The organism is Sphingomonas carotinifaciens (assembly GCF_009789535.1).
Lineage (GTDB): Bacteria > Pseudomonadota > Alphaproteobacteria > Sphingomonadales > Sphingomonadaceae > Sphingomonas > Sphingomonas carotinifaciens.
This window is the reverse complement of sequence record NZ_WSUT01000005.1, coordinates 2,653,367-2,675,000: the sequence shown is the minus strand read 5'-3', so window position 1 is coordinate 2,675,000 and position 21,634 is coordinate 2,653,367. Positions and strand designations below refer to the sequence as shown.

The window sequence follows — 21,634 nt, the reverse complement described above, 5'->3', positions numbered from 1 at the left end:
TCAGTAGCCGGAGGAAAAGACATCAACCGAGATTCCGTTAGTAGTGGCGAGCGAAGGCGGACCAGGCCAGTGCCTGAATTTCAACTAGCAGAAGCGTTTGGAAAGACGCGCCATAGCGGGTGACAGCCCCGTATGCGAAAGTGAGAATTCAGGACTCGAGTAGGGCGGGACACGTGAAATCCTGTCTGAACATGGGGGGACCACCCTCCAAGCCTAAATACTCGTACATGACCGATAGCGAACTAGTACCGTGAGGGAAAGGTGAAAAGCACCCCGATGAGGGGAGTGAAACAGTACCTGAAACGGATTGCCTACAAGCAGTTGGAGGGCCCTTTGAGGCCTGACAGCGTACCTCTTGCATAATGGGTCTGTGACTTAATGTTTCAAGCAAGCTTAAGCCGATAGGTGTAGGCGCAGCGAAAGCGAGTCTGAATAGGGCGCTTTAGTTTGAAGTATTAGACCCGAAACCCGGCGATCTAGGCATGACCAGGATGAAGGTGCGGTAACACGCACTGGAGGTCCGAACCGATTAACGTTGAAAAGTTACCGGATGAGTTGTGTTTAGGGGTGAAAGGCCAATCAAGCCGGGAAATAGCTGGTTCTCCGCGAAAACTATTGAGGTAGTGCCTCGAGCGGACACCATAGGGGGTAGAGCACTGGATGGTTGCGGGGGTCGCGAGATCTACCAACACTAACCAAACTCCGAATACCTATGAGTGATACTCGGGAGACAGACGGCGGGTGCTAAGGTCCGTCGTCAAAAGGGAAACAGCCCTGACCTACAGCTAAGGTCCCCAAGTCACGTCTAAGTGGGAAAGCATGTGGAAATCCCAAAACAACCAGGAGGTTGGCTTAGAAGCAGCCATCCTTTAAAGAAAGCGTAACAGCTCACTGGTCTAAACAAGGGTTTCTGCGGCGAAGATGTAACGGGGCTCAAGACGTGCACCGAAGCTTAGGGTGTGATCTTTGATCACGCGGTAGCGGAGCGTTCCGTAGGCCTGTGAAGCGATCTGGTAATGGGTCGTGGAGGTATCGGAAGTGCGAATGCAGACATGAGTAGCGATAAAGAGGGTGAGATGCCCTCTCGCCGAAAGACCAAGGGTTCCTGCGCAAGGCTAATCCGCGCAGGGTGAGCCGGCCCCTAAGACGAGCCCGAAGGGGGTAGTCGATGGGAACCACGTTAATATTCGTGGGCCTGGTGGTGTGTGACGGATGGTGTGTGTTGTACGGCCTTAACGGATTGGCCGTGCTTCGAAACTGTCCCGGGAAATAGCCCCACCGTATAGACCGTACCCGAAACCGACACAGGTGGTCAGGTAGAGTATACCAAGGCGCTTGAGAGAAGTGTCCTGAAGGAACTCGGCAAATTGCCTCCGTACCTTCGGAAGAAGGAGGCCCCACATGAGCGCAAGCTTTTGTGGGGGGCACAGGCCAGGGGGTAGCGACTGTTTAGCAAAAACACAGGGCTCTGCTAAGTCGGCTTCAAGACGACGTATAGGGCCTGACGCCTGCCCGGTGCCTGAAGGTTAAGTGGAGGAGTGCAAGCTCTGAAATGAAGCCCAGGTAAACGGCGGCCGTAACTATAACGGTCCTAAGGTAGCGAAATTCCTTGTCGGGTAAGTTCCGACCTGCACGAATGGCGTAACGACTTCCCCACTGTCTCCAGGACATGCTCAGCGAAATTGAATTCTCCGTGAAGATGCGGAGTACCCGCGGTTAGACGGAAAGACCCCGTGCACCTTTACTGCAGCTTCAGAGTGGCAGTGGACAAGAACTGTGTAGCATAGGTGGGAGGCTTTGAAGCATCGGCGCCAGCTGATGTGGAGCCATAGGTGAAATACCACCCTGTTGTTGTCTACTGTCTAACCTCGTACCGTGAAACCGGTACAGGGACCCTCTGTGGCGGGTAGTTTGACTGGGGCGGTCGCCTCCTAAAGAGTAACGGAGGCGCGCGAAGGTTGGCTCAGGCCGGTTGGAAACCGGCTGTTAGAGTGCAATGGCATAAGCCAGCCTGACTGCGAGACTGACAAGTCGAGCAGAGACGAAAGTCGGTCATAGTGATCCGGTGGTCCCTCGTGGAAGGGCCATCGCTCAACGGATAAAAGGTACGCCGGGGATAACAGGCTGATAACCCCCAAGAGCTCATATCGACGGGGTTGTTTGGCACCTCGATGTCGGCTCATCACATCCTGGGGCTGGAGCAGGTCCCAAGGGTTTGGCTGTTCGCCAATTAAAGTGGTACGTGAGCTGGGTTCAGAACGTCGCGAGACAGTTTGGTCCCTATCTGCCGTGGGCGTCGAAATTTGAGAGGAGTTGACCCTAGTACGAGAGGACCGGGTTGAACGTACCTCTGGTGTACCTGTCGTCGTGCCAACGGCGCAGCAGGGTAGCTATGTACGGACGGGATAACCGCTGAAAGCATCTAAGCGGGAAGCCTCCCTCGAGATAAGATTTCATCAAGAGCGGTCGAAGACCACGACCTCGATAGGCCGGATGTGGAAGTGCGGTAACGCATGGAGCTAACCGGTCCTAATTGCTCTGGTCGCGCTTGAGAGCTCCACACCCCCACCATCAGCCCTGGGCTAGATGAACGGGTGGATGGAAATAACTCTCAGCCAGATAAAACTTCCAAGGTGCATCGATTTCATCCCAACACAACCGCATGCTCGCAGGCTCCATTGCCTGGTGGCCATAGCGTCGGTGTCCCACCCGATCCCATCCCGAACTCGGCCGTGAAACCCGACCGCGCCAATGGTACTATCGCTCAAGCGATGGAAGAGTAGGTCGTCGCCAGGCATTGAAGCCCGCGAACATGCACACAAAGAACCCATTCACATCCCCCTTGCGCCACACAGCGCAAGAACAAAACCTCACCACCGCGGGGTGGAGCAGCCCGGTAGCTCGTCAGGCTCATAACCTGAAGGTCACAGGTTCAAATCCTGTCCCCGCAACCAACTTCATTTGCAACGCCTCGGAAGCCACCGCTTCCGAGGCGTTTTCGCGTGCACAGCCCGTTAAACCTGCGCCAGCCCCCCGTCGACAAACGCCTCAGCCCCCGTCATGAAACTGCTGTCACACGACGCCAGAAAGGCCGCAGCCGATGCCGTCTCCGCCGGATCGCCAAGCCGGCCCAGGGGCGTCATCGCACCCAAAGCCTCCATGTCCGATGCACCGACCACCTCCGCTGCCAGATCAGTCCGCGTCGGACCCGGCGACAGCACGTTTACCCGGATGCCCGTCCGCCAGATCATGCAGCCTGCCGAACGTCGCGGACGGCATGATGGGAAACATAAGTCATCTCGATCACGAGAAATGGTATCGATCGACCGGCATTACTCGGCCAGTCCGGACCAGCCATGTCTGTAACCTCTTCGCGTCGACTATACGGTTCGGCTGCAGCGGTGCCCGCGGCAGATGGAGGCTGCAGGCGACCACCTCATGACCCAGACGTTCCTGACGCGATGGGCGGCATCCGCTTACAGCGCCAGGTCTGGATGGCGATCCACGCGCACCCGGGTCGCGGCCGGGCGGGGTTGCGTGGCGACGTGCACCGCAGGCGGTGGCGTAGCAAGGCGCAGCGTTTCGTTCGTTGTCGCCCATTCCTTTTCCAGCAGGTCGGGGTGATCGTTGAGCGCGATGCCGTAGGACGGAACGATGCGGCGCAACGTATCTTGCCAAACAGGTGTTGCCAGCCGCTTTGGGAAGACCGTCTTGAGCAGGCCCAGCATGATCGACGGCGCCGTGGAAGCGCCCGGCGAGGCGCCAAGCAGCGCGGCGATCGACCCGTCGCTGGACGCCACCACTTCCGTACCGAGTTTCAGGACCCCACCCTTCTTCGGATCGCGTTTGATGATCTGCACGCGCTGGCCTGCCTGCCAAAGGCGCCAATCCTCCGCGCGCGCGCCTGGCAGATATTCCCGCAGCGCCGCCAGTCGATCCTCGTCCGACATCATCAACTGCCCTGCCAGATATTCGATCAGGTCGAAATTGTCCCAGCCGACCGCGACCATCGGCCGGAAATTGTCCAGCGTGACCGAGCCTGGCAGGTCGAGATAGGATCCATACTTCAGGAACTTCGTGGAAAAAGTCGCGAAAGGACCGAACAGCAGCGCGCGCCGCTTGTCGAAATAGCGTGTGTCCAAGTGGGGCACGGACATTGGTGGCGATCCCACCGCCGCCTTGCCATAGACCTTGGCCAGATGGCGGTTCGCCAGTTCGGGCTTTTCGCTCACCAGAAACGATCCGCCCACCGGGAAGCCGGCATAGTTGTCGGCCTCCGGAATACCGGATTCCTGCAGGATCGACAATGCTCCGCCGCCCGCACCGGCAAAGACGAAGCGGGCATTGATGACGCGCGAACCGCCGCCGCTCACCGCACGCGCGGTGACCCGCCAGGTCTTGTCCGGATTGCGCTCCAGCTTGCGTACTTCGTAGCCGGTGGTCAACGTGACCCCAGGCTGCGTCTTCAGGGTCGCGATATATTGCCGCGTCACCTCACCCCAGTCGCAATCCGTGCCCAGGGGCGAGCGCGTCGCAGCAAGCGGCTCGCCGCCTTTGCGTCCTTCCATCATCAGCGGCACCCAGGTGGCGATTTGGCGGGGGTCGGTGGTGAAGTCCATACCGGAGAAGAGGGGGCTGGCGCCGAGCGCGTCGTAGCGTTTGCGGAGGTAGGCGACATTGTCGCGGCCCCAGACGAGGTTCATGTGCGGCGTCGAGTTGATGAAGGCGCGCGGGTCGCGTAGCACGCCGGCGCGCACCTGGTGGCTGAGGAACTGTCGCGTAACCTGCCACTGCTCGTTGATTTCGATGGCCTTTGCGATCTCGACGCGTCCGTCCGCGGCGTTGACCGGGGTGTAGTTCAATTCGCATAATGCGGAATGCCCGGTGCCGGCGTTGTTCCAGCCGTCCGAACTCTCGCCGGCGACCTGATCCAGTCGCTCGACCAGTTCCATCTTCCAGTTAGGTTCGAGCTGGTGCAGCAATACACCAAGCGTCGCGCTCATGATGCCGCCGCCGATTAGAAGCACGTCGACATGATTCTCCGTCACGTCCTGCGCACGTGCCATGGCGGGCAGCAACGATGCGCCGCCCGCAGCCGCGGCCGTGCCGATCAGTTCACGACGGGTGACGCCGCCGGCGATGGGCCGGGCGGATGAGGTATTGCAATCTGTTGGCATCGGTCGGGTCCTCGCAGCCTGGATGGCGCGGCGGGCCCCGGAGGCACTGTGTCACCTCGATAGAAGCGGCCCGACGCGCGCGATGATGAGCTGTCATCCATGTGGTGGAAGCGCAGACGCGGGCCGCACAACAAAATGCAGGGGCGCATTTTCGACGGTTTTCCGCCAATTTGGCGGTTCATCCTGTCAGCCAAGCTGATCGCCATGGGCCAGTTTCGACATAGGTCATTGCTGCAAAGTGCAAGAACTTGCACATGATGGTGCCGGTCGTTACCGCCTGGTGCGTGTCTCGACCCGCATCGCTTCGCAACGTGGCGTGGCTTTTGGCCGCGCTGGCGCTCGCCTTCCTGGGTGCGATGCTGGCGGCACAGTTCGCCGAGCGGCGGACATTGGCGGCGCAGCGGGCAGAAGTGGTGCAGGACGCGCACCTTCGCGCCGCATTGCTGAACAGCGAAATTGCACGTTTTCGACTGCTGCCGCTGGCACTGGCCGATGATCGCGACGTTCATGCCGCGCTGGCAAATGTCCCCGGCGCCCGGCTGGTGCTCAATCGCAAGCTGGAGCGGCTGGCCCGCATCGCCGGCACCCCGACGATCTACGTCATCGCACCCGACGGCCGGTCGGTTGCCGCAAGCAACTGGCGGACGCGTGCGCCGTTCGTCGGCATCGATTACCGGTTTCGTCCATATTTTCGGGAGGCCCGGCTACGCGGCGAAGGCGGACAATATGCGCTGGGTTCGGTCAGCCGCCGGCCCGGCCTGTATCTCAGCCGGCGCATTGCCGGGGGTGGCGTGATCGTCATCAAGCTGGAGTTCGACCGGGTGGAGCGGGCGTGGGCGCGCGATCGGGGCATAAGCTTCGTTCATGATGCGCGCGGGATCGTGCTGGTCACCAGTCGGATTGACTGGCGGTTCGCCGCTATCCGTCGCCTGGACCCCGCCGTGGCGAGACAGGCCAGCCGCGACATTGGCGCGCCCAGTGCCGGCCGCTACCTGCTGCCCGTATCGGCGATGGGCGATGGCGCCGTGAAGCTGAACGGCACCGGGCAGCGCTTCGTGACCCATGGCCTGCACGTCCAGCGTGCCGGATGGACGTTGACGCAGATGCGGCGGATCGACCGGGTCATCGCCTCTGCCCGGCTTGCCGCGTCGCTGGCGACCGGCGCGATCATCCTGGCACTGACGGCGACCGGCGGGGCGCTGGCCTTGCGGATCGAGTCGGCACGTCGGCGGGAGGCCGATCTGGCGCAGGCCGTCTCTGAGCGGACCGCGGACCTGCGCCGCGAGGCGGAGGAGCGCATACAGGCCGAGGCCCGGGCCGCCGAGCTTCGCGAAAGCCTGCAACAGGCGAACCGCCTTGCCTCGCTGGGTCAGATCACCGCCAGCGTCGCGCATGAAACCGCCCAGCCGATCACCGCGATCCGCACCTATGCGCAGACCAGCGGATTGTTGCTGGATCGCGGCCGAATGGAAGATGTGCGCAGCAACCTTGCCACGATCGCCCGCCTCGCCGACCGGATCGGGGTGATGACGCAGCATCTGCGCGGCTTCTCGCGCAAGCAGACGAAAAGCCTGCATCCCGTGCCGCTCAACGCGGTGATCGAGGGTGCGATGCTGATCCTGCAACCGCAGATGCGCGGCGTCGCGATCGCTCGTCCGTCGGTGGTGTCCGCAATGGTGATCGGCGACAAGGTTCGTCTGGAACAGGTGCTGGTCAACCTCGTCCAGAACGCGCTGCAGGCGATGATGGGCGAGCCGGCCGCGCGCGTCGTGCTGTCCGTTGCACAGGACGACACCCATGTGTGTTTATCGGTGCAGGACAACGGCCCCGGCATTGCACCCGAGGTGCTGGAGCGATTGTTCACGCCGTTCAATACGAACCGGGAAGCGGGGTTGGGATTGGGATTGGTCATCGCGCAGGACATCATGACAGACCTTGGCGGCTGGCTGCGCCATCGGCCCTCCACCATTGGCGCGTGTTTCGAGATCGGGATGCGGCGCGCATGACCGAGGCTTTGCCCACGCCCCTTGTCGCGCTGATCGATGACGAGCCGGACCTGCGCGCCGCAGCCGAGCAGTTGCTGACGCTTCACGGGTTCGAGGTTCGCGCCTTCGCGGATGCCGCCAGCGCGTTGCCCCAACTGACCGCCGGATTTGGCGGTGTCGTCGTGACCGATGTGCGCATGCCCGGTATGTCGGGCCTAGATCTTTTCGCGGCGGTGCGCGCACGCGATCCGGAACTGCCGGTGTTGCTGCTGACCGGGCATGGCGACATCGCCATGGCGGTGGACGCGATCAGGAACGGCGCGTGGGAGTTCCTGTCCAAGCCGTTCGATCCCGAGGCGTTGGTCGCCGCCGTCACCCGGGCGACGACGGCGCGCGCCCTGACGCTGGAGAACCGCCGCCTGCGGGCCTTTGCGGACGAGCAGCAGGGAGCAGCGCTGATCGGCGACAGCCTGGCAATCCGGCGGCTGCGCGACATGATCCCGCTGCTGGCCAATGCACCACTCGACTTGGTGATCGAAGGCGAGGTCGGCACCGGGCGCGAGCATCTGGCGCGGTTGATCCACCGTGCGGGAAAACGCTCCCGCCACCGGTTCCTGGTGATCGATTGCGCAACGGTGCCGGTCGCGCTGGTGGAGCGCGACCTGTTCGCGCGCAACGGCGCCATTGATCGCGCGCATCGCGGTACCCTGTTCCTCGACCATCTGGAGGCCGCGGGCCCGGAGTTGCAGAACAGGCTGATCCGGTTCGCCGAGGCGCGCGCCTTGCCGCTGGACGGGCCGGAGCCGCATGGCGTGGACGTGCGGATCGTCGCCGCCCTGGAGGAGGGGAGGCGCGACCAGATCCTGCCCGGCCTGTTTCATCTGCTCGCGGGTGTGCCGCTGCGCCTGCCGCCCCTTGCCGAGCGCAAGGAAGATATTCCGACCCTGTTCGCGCACTTCGCCGCGCGCGCTGCGGACCGCCATGGCTGCGCGCTGCCGGCGCTGGCCGACCATGCCCATCGACTTGCCCTGCGACCCTGGCCGGGCAACGTGCTGGAGCTGGAAAAGGCCGCGGAGCGCATCTGCCTGGGGCTGGATGACGGGGCACCGGTCGATAGCGAACCCGCATCGCTGGGCGAACGGCTCGACGCGTTCGAGCGCGCCACGATCACCGATGCGGTGATCGCCGCCGACGGAGAGGTGGCAGCCGCGATCAAGGCGCTGCAATTGCCGCGGAAGACGTTCTATTACCGGGTGAAGCGTCTTGGCATCGACCTTGCGGCGGTTCGCCGCCAGAAGCGGGTCAAGGGGTAGAGGGCATAGGGCCGCGTGGCGATATGGTCGCTCGCCCGTCCCGTGCTTCGAAATGGCCGCCGGTGCGTTCATGCTCTGCAACAAGGAGAATGACGTGCCTGACGAGATCAATCCGGCAGAAGAGCCCGCGACCTTCGCCGATCTGCCCATCCAGCCGACCGGTTCGGGCGTGCAGGATCTGGAAATCGCCTATGAACAGATGAAACTGTCTCAGGACGATGCGGCCGCGGCCGAAATCCCGGCCAGCGACGCCACCATCCCCACCGAGGACGGCGATGATGCCGTCGTCAGCGCCGCGCATCCGAGCTGATCCGTCGTGACTGAGGTTGTGATCAGTCCCAGCGGCCCCGGTGCGATCGAGGCCGGTCTCATGATCGATGAGACCGGCACGCGCTTCGTCGTGCTGACCTTCAAGGAACCCGACGCGGATCCCGTATTGGTGACCTTTACCGTGCCGATCTTCGAGAAATTCGTGGCGCATCTCAATTGGACGGCGGAAGCTGCCGGCAACGAACACAACTGGCGGATGCCTGGATCGCCCGGTTGATTTGCCTCGGTGCCCGGGATGCCGGGTCATCACGGGCTCGGTTAGATGTGTTCCGCTCCAGCATCGGCCCAGCGTTGCGGAGCGGACGAAGCACATCGCGCTGGCCTGGACAGGGTCAGGAACCCGGCCGAGCCGTGCTGTTAAAGATCCTTGGCGATCGATTCGTCGAAATGCGCAACCATCAACATTGAGGCTCTGTCGGTATCCCTGTCGGCGATGGCTTCTGCAATGTCCTTATGCCGGCGAAGGACTTCGACGCGCGCAGTCTCCGTGGAGCGTGTTTCCCAAGCCAGCGGAACGGCCACTTTCATGAGCGGTGCGAAAGAGCGAACGATTTGAAGAAACAGCATGTTGCCGCTCGCCCGCGCGATCGTCTGGTGGAAGATGATGTCGTTGCGGGTGACGTCGTCGATTTCGGTGGCGGTGCGCATGGCGGTGGCGGCGGCGAGGATGAGGTGTGCGTCGGCGTCGCTACGGTGGCGTGCGGCGAGGTAGGCGGTGCGCAATTCGAGCGTGCGGCGGACATCCCAGACCTCCGCGACGGAAATTTGGGCGGTGGCGACCGCGTGATCGAGGGAGGTGCCCATCACCGATCCGTCGATCGCCCCGACGCGCGCTCGGCGTCCGTTGCCGACGTCGATCAAGCGGAGCGCCGCCAGCGCACCGAACGCCTCGCGCATGACCGCGCGGCTGACACCGAGTTCGGCGGCGAACTGGCCTTCGCCGGGCAGCGTATCGCCGACCTTCAGATCGCTTTCGCGAATGTGATCGCGGACGCGCCGTACCGCCAGATCGACGAGCGAGCCGCCTTCCTCCAGTTGCGCGGCGTGTCTCACGCTGCCACCTCCAACGCGCGTAGCCGGGTGGGCGCGACGCCGTAGCGGCGTGAGAAGGCGCGGGTAAAGCTGGCATTGTTGCTGTAGCCGCAGCGATAGCCGATCGATGAAACGGGCAGGTCGGTGGCGAGCAACAGGCGATGCGCACCCTGCAACCGGCGGTCGGCGATCGCATCGGCGACGGTGGACCCGAAGGCCTGGCGGAAGCCGCGGGTCAGCTTGGCACGGTTGAGACCGCAGGCGCGGGCAATGGTGTCGAGCGTCAGCTTCTCCTGCCAACGCTCGTCGACCAGCCGGCGGGCGGCGGCGAGACGGGCCGCGTCACGCTCGCAAAGCTCGCCTGCGGAATCGGCCGCAATCAGCGAGTTATCGGCAAATTTCACGAACGTCGCGCACAGCAGCTCGATGCTTTTGGCAAGGCGTAGCGTGGCGCGGGCGGGTTCGGGGAGGGGGCAGTCGCGCAGTTCCACGGCCAGGAGCGCGAGATCGGCAGGAAGGTGCCAGCAGCCGGGTTCGGCCGGCACATGGCCGAAGATGCGGCGGCAGGCCTCAGCCGTGACGACCAGCACCACCGTTGCATCACCCGCGGCCTCCAGAGGGTCGCCGAAGCCGAGCGTCGCCGCCTCGCCAAGATCGAAGCGCAGGCAGATCGCAGCCGGTGGCAGGTCGTCGCAGGCGATCGGCCCCGTACCGACGAACGACAGCATTTCAGGTGACACGTCGATCCGCTGCTTCGGCGTCATCGATCCTCTCCTTTGACGGTACAGTGGACCTTTCAGATAGGTTAGTCAATTGCAGTCAGCGGGGCGCGGCGCATGGCGAGGAAGAAGCCGATGACGGAGAGTGCGCCAGTGGCGGTGCCGACGATCGCGAGCGCGGGGCCGAGATGGCTTTCGCCGCCGAGCAGGCTGCTGATCGTGGTGACGAGGGAGGGGGCGATGCCGAAGCCGATGAGCCCGGCAAAGGCGATAAAGGCGCCGATGCAGAGGCCGCGCAGTTCGTTGGGGATGAGAACGGTGAGGGCGACGGAGGTGATGAGGCCGGTGATCGCGCCGCATAGCGACAGCGTGCCGAAGGCGATGGCGAACCAGGTGACGGTAGGGCCGATCGGGAACAGTGCGGCGGGAATGCCGATCGCGGCGGCGATGACGGCGCCGAGGAGAAGGCCGCCACGAACCCGGCTCTTCTGTCCCCAGTCGGCGGCGAACCCGCCGAGCAACGTGCCGACAAGCCCGCTGCCGAACACCAGCACCCCCATCCATCCGGCGAAATCGCCGGGTTGCAGGCCATAATGGCGCGACAGGACCGGCGCGGCCCAGACCAGCGCGGCATTGTCCGCCATCACCACCGCGACCTGCCCGACGAACAGCGGGGCAAGGAAGCTGCGCCGTGCCCATAGCTGGGCAACGAGAGCGCGGAAGGGTGCATGGGTGGCGGCCGCGACCTCGTGGCGGGCAGGTTCGCGAAGCAGGAGCAAGGGCAGGAGGGCAAGGACGCCAGCGATGGCGAGGATGACATGGGTGCCGCGCCACGGCGCCAGTCCACCGACGATCGGCAGGGCGCCGGCGGTAATTGCGCCGTAAAGCCAGCCGCCAACCCCGAAGGCGGCCCCCAGGCCCGCCATCTTGCCCACGTTGACGAGCAGCATCGCGCGTCCCCGCCGTTCCGGTACGCACAGGTCGGCGGTGAGCGACAGCGCGGCGGTCAGCGCGCCGGTGGTGCCGGTGGCCGCCAGCAGCCGCGCGACGAACAGCATCGCCGGCCCCGTCGCAATCGCGGTCAGCGCGGTGCCGAGCGTCCAGAGCAACGCCAACCCGACCAGCAGACGCTTGCGGTTGAAACGGTCGACCAGCAAGCCAACCGGGATCGAGAAGACGACGAGTGCAAGCGCGGCACTGACGCCCTGGATGACACCCAATACCGCGTCGCTGAGCCCCAGTTCGACCTTGGCGCCTTCCTGCACGGTGCCGAACGACGCCATCATCGTGAAGCCGATCGCCATCGCCAGCGTCAGGGCGAGCAGCGACGGCAGGGTCCGCGGAGCGGCGATCGCGCCTGCCGGAGCGGGGTAGCCAAGTGCTGTATCGGTCATCGGCGTGGCTCCGGCGGTTACAGGCTGAAGATCTTGCCCGGGTTCATCAGGTTGTTCGGGTCGAGCGCGCGTTTCAGCACGCGCATCGTATCGACGGCGTCACCAAGCTCGGCGACAAGCCAGTCCTGCTTGCCGATGCCGATGCCGTGTTCGCCGGTGCAGGTGCCATCCATCGCGATCGCCCTTTCGACCAGCCGGCGGTTGATGCGCTCGACCGCCTCGAACTCATCGGGCCGCTCGGGGTCGATCGAAAAGATGACGTGGAAATTTCCATCGCCGACATGGCCCAGGATCGTGGCGGGAACCGCACCGGCATCGATATCCGCGCGGGTCTGGAGGATGCATTCGGGAAGCCGGCTGATCGGCACGCACACGTCGGTGGTCCAGCCGACCGCACCGGGGCGGACATTGACCGCGGCATAATAGGCTTCATGCCGTGCCTTCCAGAGCCGGGCGCGCTCCTCGGGCTGGTTCGACCAGGCGAACGCACCACCGCCATTGCCCTCCGCCAGCGCAGCCACCGTTTCGACCTGTTCGGCGACGCCGGCGGGGGAGCCATGAAATTCGAAGAACAGCGTCGTCACTTCGGGCAGATCCAGCCTCGACCAGCGATTGACCGCCGCGATCTGCTTGTCGTCCAGTATCTCGACGCGGGCGAGCGGCACGCCGCACTGGATGGACTGGACCACCGTATCGACCGCGCCCTGCAGGCTGTCGAACCCGCAAACGGCCGACATGATCTGTTCGGGGATGGGATGCAGGCGCAACGTCACCTCGGTAATGATGCCGAGCGTGCCCTCGGACCCGACGAACAGCCGGGTGAGGTCGTAGCCTGCCGCGGACTTGCGCGCGCGCGTGGCCGTGCGGATGACCCGGCCATCGGCGGTGACCACGGTCAGCGACAACACCGCCTCGCGCATCGTGCCGTAGCGGACGGCGTTGGTGCCGCTGGCGCGGGTCGATGCCATGCCGCCGATCGTCGCGTTGGCGCCGGGATCGATCGGAAAGAACAGGCCGGTGTCGCGCAGATGGGTGTTCAATTCCTCCCGGCGGCAACCGGCCTGGACGGTGCAGTCGAAATCCCCCGCATTGACGGCAAGGATCGCGTCCATGCGCGACAGGTTGATGCTGACGCCGCCATGGACGGGCAAGGCGTTCCCCTCGATCGAGGTGCCGGCGCCAAAGGGGACGATCGCGACGCCCGCCGCGACGCAGAGACGCACGCAATCGGCGACCTCCTCCGTCGAGGCGGCAAAGACGACCGCGTCGGGCAGGGCCTCGGCGAAATGGGCCTCGCTGGTGCCGTGCTGGCGGCGGATGCCCTCGCTGACGGTCAGCGCATCGCCGAAGCGTTGCCGCAGGCGGGCGACAAATGCCTCGTCGAGACGCGGGCGGGTGGGGCGGGGTGCGTGGATCATGTCAGAACCGCACCGTGCCGCGGATGCCGATGCGGCGACGCGGAGTCTGGATGGCGAGCCCCGAGACGAGCGGCGCGGGCAGTCCGGCGCGGCGCAGCAGCGAGGGATCGAGATAGGTTTCGATATACTTCTCGTTGAACAGATTGGTCGCGAAAGCGCCGACCTCCAGCGGCCCGCCGGACCAGGTGAGCGATGCGTTGACGAGGTGATAGGCCTCCAGGATCGGGACCGAACTGGCGTCGAGCGAGCCACCGGTACGGTCCCCCTTGGCAACGACGTTGGTGTCGAACACGATCGCCTGATCGCCGTGAAAGGGTATGCGCAGATTGGTGCCGACGGCATAATTGGCGTCGGGCACGAACAGGATGCGGTTGCCGGGATAGGCGTAGCCGGTCAGCGCGCTGAACTGGCTGGAGTCGGTGACGCGCGCATGGAGCAGCGTGGCATTGGCATAGACGCGCCACAGCTTGTTGACGTTGAAGCTCAGTTCCGCCTCTGCGCCGTAACTCTCGACGTCGCCCGAATTGAGGTTGATCGCGACGAAGCCGACGGGCTGGCCGGTGGCGGGGTTGAGGATGGTGGAGGGCGCGAGTGCATTGGCGCCGATGAAATTCTTGTAGTCGTTATAGAAGGCGGCGACGTTGGCGGTCAGGCGGCCATCAAGCGCACTGGCTTTCGAGCCGATCTCATAGGTCCAGACGCTGTCGCCCTGATAGGTGAGGTTGGGGGCGCCGGGGCCGTTCTGCCCGCCGCCACGAACGCCGCGCGCGACCGAGGCATAGGTCATGAAGTCCGGCGTCCAGCGCTTGGTCAGCGTGGCGCGCGGCTGCCATTCATTGGCCTCATAGGCGGCGGCCAGACCGGCGGTGGAGGCATCGAGCTTCTGATGGTCGAAGCGGATGCCGACCGCCAGATCGAGCCCGCCGCCGAAATCCAGGAAGCCGGTGGCGAAGCCGGCGATGTTCTCGTTTTCCGAGGTCGCGGTGCCGGGCGCGGTCAGGTTCGCGGGGACGACCGTGGTCGTCGTCGTCGCATCCGTCGTCGAGCGGGCATAGAAGGCGCCGACCAGCGTGGAGAAATTGTCGCTCCATTTGGTATCGAAGCGAACCTCGCCGGTGCGGGTTTTCAGCGTGCGATCGGAGGTGGAGCGGAAGAAGTCGATCGGACTATAATCGGCATCGCCGGCGCTGCGGGTATCCGACTGGTTATAGGCGCCGATCGCGGTGATGGTGGTGTTGATGCTGTCGACATCGAACTCGCCCTTCAGGTTGAGCGCATAGTAATCGATGGTGGCAAGGCTGCGCTGGTTGCTGCGGCCGTCCAGGGTATAGTCGCGCGGACCCCGCACGTTGAAATAGGGGGTCGAGCCGCCGAACACGCGGTCATAGCCACCGTTCAGCGTGAAGCGTGCCCAGTCCGCCGGCACGAAACGCAGCGTGCCGTTGACGCTCTTGGTCTCCAGCGGGTTCTGATCACCCCCGGCGAGCAGATTGCGCTGGAACCCGTCCTCCTTGTGATAGGCGGCACCGATCCGGAACTGCAGCACGTCGGCGACGATCGGCCCGGAGATGCTGCCCGACAGGGAGGCGTAATTGTCGCCGCTGGCGAGCGCGCCGTCGATGCGACCCTGCCATTCGTTGGAGGGTTGCCGCGTCACCACGTTGATCGCGCCGCCCAGCGTGTTGTTGCCGAACAGCGTGCCCTGCGGTCCGCGCAGCACCTCCACCCGCGCGACATCGACCAGCGGCGAGTTGAGATAGGTGGTGTTGGGCTGGTAGATGCCGTCGATGAAGATGCCGACGCCCGGCTGCACGGTGTCGATCAGCGTGGTGCCGATGCCGCGGATCGAGACAAAGGCGCGACCGACCGAATCCGAGTTGATGTTGAGGCCGGGCGTATAGGCGGCGACGTCGCGGACGACGACGAGCTGCTGCTGCTTGATTGCGTCGCCCGAAATGGCAGTGACCGCGATGGGCACGTCCTGCAACCGCTCCTCGCGGCGGCGGGCGGTAACGACGATGTCGGACGCGGCCGGGTTGGTCTGTGCGCCGGTATCCGCCTGCGGATCGGCGGGCGTGCCCTGGTTCGTGGTCTGCGCGCCCTGCACGGGCAAGGCCTGTGCCGCCGCAAAGGCGGGGGTTACGAGCGTGATGGCGGTGGTCAGGACGAGCAGCGAACGACGCATGAGGTTCCTCTCCGATGTCGGCGGATCGTGTCGTCCACCTGTCGGATAGGTATGCGGGCGTTTTGACCTATCGGAAAGGTCGGCCGACTTTGCCGATCGGCTCTTGTGCTTGACCTACCAGCACGAATAGCCGCCATCGGCGAGCACGATGCTGCCGGTCATGAGGCTGGCGGCGTCTGACGCCAGAAAGGCAACGATTGCCGCAACTTCCTCCGGTTCGCCGAGTCGCGCTTGGGGCGTGCCGTCGATCCAGCGGCGGTACATCTCGCTCTCCCGGTCGGCAAAGGCATTGAGCGGGGTGGCGATATAGGTCGGCGCCACCGCGTTGACGCGGACCCCGCGGTCCGCCCACTCCGCCGCCAGGCTTTTCGTCAGCTGATGCACCGCAGCCTTGGACGCATTGTAATAGCTTTGCGGCTGCGGGCGATTGACGATGAAGCCCGACATCGAGCCGATGTTGACGATCGATCCGCTGCCCCTTGCCAGCATGTGGCGGCCAAAGGCCCGCGCGCACCAGAAGGTGCCGTTCAGGTTGACGTCCAGAACGTGTCGCCACTGCTCGTCGGCAACCTCCTCGGCAGGCGTGTCGCTCCGCGCGATGCCGGCATTGTTGACGAGGATGTCGGCACCGCCCACCCGGTCGGCGATCGCGGTAACGGCGGCGGCGTCGGCGACGTCGAGAAGGATACCCTCCACCACATGGCCCTTGGCGCGAAGGGCGTCCAGGCCGCGGGCGAGCAGATCGGGGTCCCGGTCGGCGATGGTCACGACGGCCCCGAACTCGGCGAGTGCGTCGGCACAGGCCCAGCCGATGCCCTGTGCGCCGCCGGTGACGAACGCGGTGCGGCCATCAAGGCGCAGACGATTGGCGTACATGGCTGGTCCTGTCAGGGGAGAAAGGCGGCGGCGGGCATCGGCGCCTCGTAGGCGGCTTCACCGGCGGCCATGCGATAGACCTGGCGGGTCTCGCGGTCGAATGGCGCCCAGGGCAGCGAGCCATCGGTCGCGAAGTCGATCCACAGGCGATGCATGCGGATGGCGAGTTCCTGCGGCGGGTTTTCGCCGAGCAGTCCTTGCGGTCCGCTGGCGGCGGCGAGCGTGTCGAAGACGAACGGGTTTTCGACCGCGTGCGCCGCGCCGAGTTCGCCGGCAAAGGCGGGCGAGCGCCATTCCAGTTCGTAGACATGGGTGCGGCCCCGATGCTCCTCGGCGAAGCGGCGGGCGGGCCAACGGAAGACGAGGTCGCTCATCGCATCGGTCAGCGCGCGGCCGCCACGCTTGCGGCCGGCGCCATATGCTTTGAGAACGGACCAGGCGCGCGGCTGCGACTTGCGCAGCACGATCCAGGCGAGCAGGCGGCCGATCCTGTCGCGGACGCCGCTGGGCACGAGATAGAGGTTCATCTCCTCGGCATTGGTGCCGATCAGGACATCCACCTCCTTGCCCGCGCCGGCCCCGAGCGCATCGAGGGGCGGAAGCGGCAGGAGGTCGTCGCCGTGTACGGGAACGAACCGGCTGATGCCGAACACCGGCTCGCGCCCGTCGGAGCCGCGCAGGTCGATCCGCGCCGTCGGCAGCGACACCTTTTCCACCGCGTCGAGCATCGCTTGCGCGTCGACCGAGGCGAACCCGTCCCGGGTCGGCGCGATCCCGAGCAGCTTGGCGAGCTTGTCGACCAGACGGCGGGCGACGGCTGTTTCGCGGGTCATGGCGCCATGCCCACTCTGGATGATGGCGCGTCGGAACAGGCCGGACGCGAGCGGCGAGGTGACGAGGTCCGCGATCGCCATGGCACCCGCCGATTCGCCGAAAACGGTGACGTTGGCCGGATCGCCGCCAAAGGCCGCGATCTCGTCGCGTACCCAGCCAAGGGCGGCAATAATGTCGCGAAGCCCGAGATTTGTCGGAACGCCGGGGATCGGCAGGAAGCCGTCGACGCCGAGCCGATAGTTGATCGATACGCAGACGATGCCATCGCGTGCGAAGGTGGCCCCGTCCTGCACCGCGGCATCCTTGCTGCCGATCACGAACCCACCGCCGTGCACGAAGACCATGACCGGCCATGGTCGCTCGCCACCCGCGGGTGTCCATATGTCGAGCGTCAGATAATCGTCACCGGCTGTCCACCCGGTGCCGACGAGCGGTTCGATATCGAGCCCGGGCACCGCACGGAGACGTTGCGGCGCGGTAGGGCCGGTCAAAGGCAGATCGCGGACACCGTCCCAGGCGTCCACCGGAGCAGGAGCAGCGAAGCGGCGGGGGCCGACCGGCGCGGCGGCATAAGGCAGGTTCGCAAAGTGCAGGATGCCATCGCGGCACCGGCCCCGCACCGTGCCCGACGCGGTGCGAACGACTATCTGGCTCGTGTCAGTCATGCCCCCAACATACGGATTTCGGCCGGGCAGCCTAAACCCGACACTTTGCCCATCCGCATAAAGGCCGTGCACAGTGGATCACAAGCGCACGGCGCTGCCGTTGGACCAGATGCTCAGGTTATCTGCTGAGGTCTGCCTAGACCGGCGCCATACACCGCGATCGTCAAAAAACGCAGCTAATGGGTCCGGGCCTGTTCAGGTCAGTCTCCCACCGCCTGACGCTGCTTTGCCGCGCGCTCCGTCAAGGTTTTCAAGGTTTCGTCAAACCGGCCCTCGCGCTCGGCCTGTCGCAGGAACTGCACCTCGTCGACCAGAATTTCTGGCGGCGTCGGTTGTTGGGCGAATTGCGCGGCGACCGCGTCGGCGAAGGCTTCGAGCGGCATGTAACCCGGACGGTTCGCCTGCCCCGGCGTAAGGTCGGTCTGTACGCCCGGAGGCGCCAGCTCGATCACTTCGATCGCGCCCGCAAGCTGCGTCCGCAACGAGACCGTGTAGGAGTGGATCGCCGCCTTTGTCGCCGAATAGGTCGGAGCTGCCACAAGCGGCACATAGGCGAGGCCGGACGTGACGGTCACGATCGCGGCATCGGGTTGGCCCTTCAGATGGTCGACCAGTGCGTTCGTGAGTCGGATTGTGCCCAGAACGTTGATCGCCAGCGTCGCCTCGGCATCCGTGAGATCGCGGCGGGTGGTCAGGTCTTCGAACTTCATGATGCCCGCGTTGTTGAACAGCACGTTCAGCGATGGAAAGTCCGCCACGACCTGCTTGGCGAAAGCGTCAATACTCGCCGTGTCCTCTAGATCGAGGGTAATGGTGTGGATGCGGTCCCGCCCCGCAGCGGCGCGCTGGAGCGCCTCTTCACGGCGACCGGCAATGATCACCGTATCGCCGCGATCGTGGAACCGGTGGGCTAGTGCTTCGCCGATCCCGCTGCCGCCGCCGGTCATCAGGATTGTGTTGCCACTGGTCTTCATGGGTCGTTGCTCCGCATCGTGGCGAGGGTGTCGGTTCAGAATGCCCGGCGACGCGGTTCGTTCATCGGCACTTCGGTCGGCCCTGCGACAGCCGTGCATGAATGAGCGGTTTCCGAAAGACTCCGAGCCGTGAAGGGCCGCTTCCGAGACGCAAGAGGGCGTTCCCGATCTCCATGTCAAACGGTACCCCCGCTGCGTCATGTGGAGGAGCAGCGGGCAACCTCCACAGGTTTCAACGGTACTTTCACCACGGGGGGCGTCAGGCGAGGAGCCGCTGGTGGATGACCTGACGACGGTGTGGCGTCCGTTATCACCGCTGGCGGCAATCCATCACCGTCTTGCAACATCCATCCCAAATCGCGCTGTGGGTTGGGAGCAGCCGTACACTGGTGAGCTTGCGATAATTCTGACCGGGTGAGATGGACAGCATTCTATAGGGAATCCAGCGTTCCGGGGATCTAAAAAACCTTGTTATGCCAGTAACATCTGCCTCTCCGACGTGGAAGTCAGATGAGCCATCGCTTGCAGTCACGATTTGGCCTGCGCGCATGTTATCGATCGGCCATGCTGCTGCTTTTCAGCGGCAAAGGCACAAAACAGCGTCGCTCCCTCTGACAAATAGCGCCTATTGGTGCTAAGCCAGTGATATGATGAAGAGCGAGATCAACCCCCGCGTGTTCTGGGGCGCATCGGCGATCATTGCCCTGTTGCTGGCAACGACGCTTGCCATGCCCGGTACTGCCGATGCCGCATTCAAGGCGGCGCAGAGTTGGGCGATCGATACGTTCGGCTGGTTCTATATCTCGTCGGTTGCTGTGTTTCTCGTTGTGGTGCTGGCGCTTGGCTTCGGCCCGGCGGGCAAGCTGAAGCTCGGTCCCGACGATGCCGAGCCCGACTTTCCCTATCTGTCGTGGCTGGCCATGCTGTTTGCGGCGGGCATGGGCATCGGCCTGATGTATTTCGCGGTGGCTGAACCTATCCAGCATTATATCTCGCCGCCCGAAGCGCCGAGCGGCACTATCCTGGCCGCCCGTGAGGCGATGGCCATCACCTTTCATCATTACGGCGTCCATGCGTGGGCGATCTACGCGCTGGTCGGCATGAGCCTGGCCTATTTCACCTATCGCAAGGATATGCCGCTGACGCTGCGCTCCGGCCTGTCACCAATCCTCGGCAAGCGCATCAACGGCCCCCTGGGCGATGCCATCGACATCTTTGCGGTATGCGGCACCGTGTTCGGCGTATCCACGTCGCTGGGCTTCGGCGTGTCGCAGATGACGGCGGGCTTGGCCTATGAATATGGCCTGCCCGATACGACGACGGTGAAGATCGGGGTGATCGTCCTGGTCATGGGCGCGGCGACGCTGTCGGTGTTGAGCGGCGCAGACCGCGGCATTCGGCGCTTGTCCGAACTGAACCTGGTATTTGCCGTTCTGCTGATGCTGTTCGTGATGGCGGTCGGCCCGACCCTGTTCCTGCTGCGCGCGCTCGTGCAGAATTTCGGCCTGTATCTTGATCATTTCGTGATGCGGACCTTCACCCTCTATGCCTACGAGCCGCGGGCGTGGATGGCGGACTGGACGCTATTCTATTGGGCATGGTGGATCGCATGGTCGCCGTTCGTGGGCATGTTCATCGCGCGCATCTCTCGCGGCCGTACCATCCGTGAATTTGTGATCGGTGTGCTGTTCGTGCCTACCGCGTTCACCTTTTTGTGGATGACGGTGTTTGGGAATACCGCGATCTCGCTCGACCTTGGCTCGGCGGCCGGTGGCATCGCCGATGCGGTACAGGCGAACCTGTCCACTGCCTTGTTCAAGTTCCTGGAATATCTGCCCGCCGCCAGCGTGACCTCGACGCTGGCGATCGTGCTGGTCGCCTTCTTTTTCGTGACGTCTGCCGATTCCGGGGCGCTGGTGATCGACACCCTGGCATCAGGCGGCGTGGAGGACACGCCTCGGTGGCAGCGTGTATATTGGTGCGTGTTGCTGGGGGCCACGGCGACCTTGCTGCTGGTGACGGGCGGCCTTGGTGCATTGCAGTCGGCAACCTTGCTCGCTGCATTGCCCTTTTGTTTCATCATGCTGCTGCTGGCTGTCGGTCTTGTTCGTCAAACCAACGCCGATCTGGCAGGCGTGACTTTGCCGGGTGACATGAAGTCGGTCGGGGAGCGGATCAAGCGGCTGCTCATCCCGGCACGTCGTGCCGATATTCTCCAGCAGCTCGTCGGCACCGGCGAACCGGCCCTGCAATCCGTTCGGGATGCGATGGAGAAGGAAGGCTGGCCGGCAAGCACGGTGGAAAGCACCGAAGGCTCGGTCGAACTTACCATTACCGCGTCGGATGGCAGGCCCTTCGTCTATCGCCTGTCGCCACGATCGCGTCCCCTGGCCGCCTACACCGCGTTGGAGGCACCCGAGAGCCGCCGCAGCCTTGCGTGGATGCTCGCAGCGCAGACCAATGGCGAAACCGGTTTTCGGGATCTGACCGGCTTTACTGCCGGGCAGATCGCCCATGATGTCCTGACGCAACTGGAACGGTGGCGTCATGCCGAAACGGCAATCGCGCGGAAGGCGTCCGTGCCGGATCGTTGAACGGCAGGCGCGGGGTTGTGAACGCGCCACCGATCAGGCAATACCCTGTGCGGGTGTTCGCAAATAGGTGATGCGGGCAGGTTCTAACGTTGGTCGGGCCGCCAACGGCGAACCCTTTTGCCTGGAGCAACGGCTTGC

15 protein-coding genes, 1 tRNA gene and 2 rRNA genes (1 of these 18 only partly in view) are annotated in these 21,634 nt (G+C 64.3%); 8 read left to right on the top strand and 10 right to left on the bottom strand.

The features are described 5' to 3' along the window. The 3 genes from GQR91_RS14475 to GQR91_RS14465 all read left to right on the top strand — a co-directional run. Positions 1-2,554: ribosomal RNA gene (locus GQR91_RS14475) — 23S ribosomal RNA — on the top strand; it begins 306 nt to the left of the window's first position. A gap of 127 nt (positions 2,555-2,681) precedes the next feature. Continuing rightward, positions 2,682-2,796 (top strand): 5S ribosomal RNA (rrf, locus tag GQR91_RS14470). Between the two features lie 81 nt (positions 2,797-2,877). Then, positions 2,878-2,954, top strand: a tRNA-Met gene (locus GQR91_RS14465). A gap of 60 nt (positions 2,955-3,014) precedes the next feature. On the opposite strand, the gene GQR91_RS14460 is transcribed toward GQR91_RS14465, so the two are convergent. Together GQR91_RS14460 and mqo are read right to left on the bottom strand one after the other, a co-directional pair. Next, on the bottom strand, positions 3,015-3,314 hold the full coding sequence (locus GQR91_RS14460; RefSeq protein ID WP_268878327.1) for an SDR family oxidoreductase: 300 nt from the start codon (positions 3,312-3,314) through the stop codon (positions 3,015-3,017). A 162-nt stretch (positions 3,315-3,476) separates the two neighbouring features. After that, a complete protein-coding gene (gene mqo / locus GQR91_RS14455) occupies positions 3,477-5,177 on the bottom strand; it encodes a malate dehydrogenase (quinone) (RefSeq protein WP_149683530.1) in 1,701 nt (566 codons plus the stop codon). A 254-nt stretch (positions 5,178-5,431) separates the two neighbouring features. Here mqo and GQR91_RS14450 point away from each other — a divergent pair, with 254 nt between their 5' ends. From GQR91_RS14450 to GQR91_RS14435, 4 genes are read left to right on the top strand one after another with little or no spacing between them, the layout of a single operon-like run. After that, on the top strand, positions 5,432-7,183 hold the full coding sequence (locus GQR91_RS14450) for a sensor histidine kinase (protein WP_249042547.1): 1,752 nt from the start codon (positions 5,432-5,434) through the stop codon (positions 7,181-7,183). Further along, positions 7,180-8,475 carry a sigma-54-dependent transcriptional regulator gene (locus tag GQR91_RS14445; protein WP_149683531.1) on the top strand — a complete coding sequence of 432 codons (1,296 nt, stop codon included), beginning with the start codon at positions 7,180-7,182 and terminating at the stop codon, positions 8,473-8,475. The genes GQR91_RS14450 and GQR91_RS14445 overlap by 4 nt, the downstream gene beginning before the upstream one ends. A 52-nt stretch (positions 8,476-8,527) precedes the next feature. After that, positions 8,528-8,785, top strand: coding sequence for a hypothetical protein (locus GQR91_RS14440; RefSeq protein WP_149683532.1), 258 nt, complete (start codon positions 8,528-8,530; stop codon positions 8,783-8,785). Between the two features lie 60 nt (positions 8,786-8,845). Further along, positions 8,846-9,022 carry a hypothetical protein gene (locus tag GQR91_RS14435; RefSeq protein WP_160146865.1) on the top strand — a complete coding sequence of 59 codons (177 nt, stop codon included), beginning with the start codon at positions 8,846-8,848 and terminating at the stop codon, positions 9,020-9,022. 140 nt (positions 9,023-9,162) lie between these two features. Here GQR91_RS14435 and GQR91_RS14430 read toward each other — a convergent pair whose 3' ends face one another. The 8 genes from GQR91_RS14430 to GQR91_RS14395 all read right to left on the bottom strand — a co-directional run bounded on the left by GQR91_RS14430 (position 9,163) and on the right by GQR91_RS14395 (position 18,902). Then, a complete protein-coding gene (locus tag GQR91_RS14430) occupies positions 9,163-9,858 on the bottom strand; it encodes a FadR/GntR family transcriptional regulator (RefSeq protein ID WP_149683533.1) in 696 nt (231 codons plus the stop codon). Continuing rightward, positions 9,855-10,601 carry a helix-turn-helix domain-containing protein gene (locus GQR91_RS14425; protein WP_149683534.1) on the bottom strand — a complete coding sequence of 249 codons (747 nt, stop codon included), beginning with the start codon at positions 10,599-10,601 and terminating at the stop codon, positions 9,855-9,857. The genes GQR91_RS14430 and GQR91_RS14425 overlap by 4 nt, the downstream gene beginning before the upstream one ends. Before the next feature lie 41 nt (positions 10,602-10,642). Beyond that, positions 10,643-11,950 carry an MFS transporter gene (locus GQR91_RS14420; protein ID WP_149683535.1) on the bottom strand — a complete coding sequence of 436 codons (1,308 nt, stop codon included), beginning with the start codon at positions 11,948-11,950 and terminating at the stop codon, positions 10,643-10,645. A gap of 17 nt (positions 11,951-11,967) precedes the next feature. Next, positions 11,968-13,368: an FAD-binding oxidoreductase gene (locus tag GQR91_RS14415; protein WP_149683536.1), complete on the bottom strand. Its 1,401-nt coding sequence runs from the start codon at positions 13,366-13,368 to the stop codon at positions 11,968-11,970. Between the two features lies 1 nt (position 13,369). Then, positions 13,370-15,553 carry a TonB-dependent receptor gene (locus GQR91_RS14410; protein ID WP_149683537.1) on the bottom strand — a complete coding sequence of 728 codons (2,184 nt, stop codon included), beginning with the start codon at positions 15,551-15,553 and terminating at the stop codon, positions 13,370-13,372. 114 nt (positions 15,554-15,667) lie between these two features. Then, on the bottom strand, positions 15,668-16,429 hold the full coding sequence (locus tag GQR91_RS14405) for an SDR family NAD(P)-dependent oxidoreductase (RefSeq protein ID WP_149683538.1): 762 nt from the start codon (positions 16,427-16,429) through the stop codon (positions 15,668-15,670). An 11-nt stretch (positions 16,430-16,440) separates the two neighbouring features. Further along, positions 16,441-17,928 (bottom strand): carboxylesterase/lipase family protein, encoded by a 1,488-nt coding sequence (locus GQR91_RS14400; RefSeq protein ID WP_149683539.1) that lies wholly within the window; start codon positions 17,926-17,928, stop codon positions 16,441-16,443. A 200-nt stretch (positions 17,929-18,128) separates the two neighbouring features. Further along, positions 18,129-18,902: an SDR family oxidoreductase gene (locus tag GQR91_RS14395; protein ID WP_149683540.1), complete on the bottom strand. Its 774-nt coding sequence runs from the start codon at positions 18,900-18,902 to the stop codon at positions 18,129-18,131. A 647-nt stretch (positions 18,903-19,549) separates the two neighbouring features. On the opposite strand from GQR91_RS14395, the gene GQR91_RS14390 reads away from it, so the two are divergent. Continuing rightward, positions 19,550-21,496, top strand: coding sequence for a BCCT family transporter (locus tag GQR91_RS14390; RefSeq protein WP_149683541.1), 1,947 nt, complete (start codon positions 19,550-19,552; stop codon positions 21,494-21,496). The last annotated feature ends 138 nt before the right edge of the window (positions 21,497-21,634 follow it).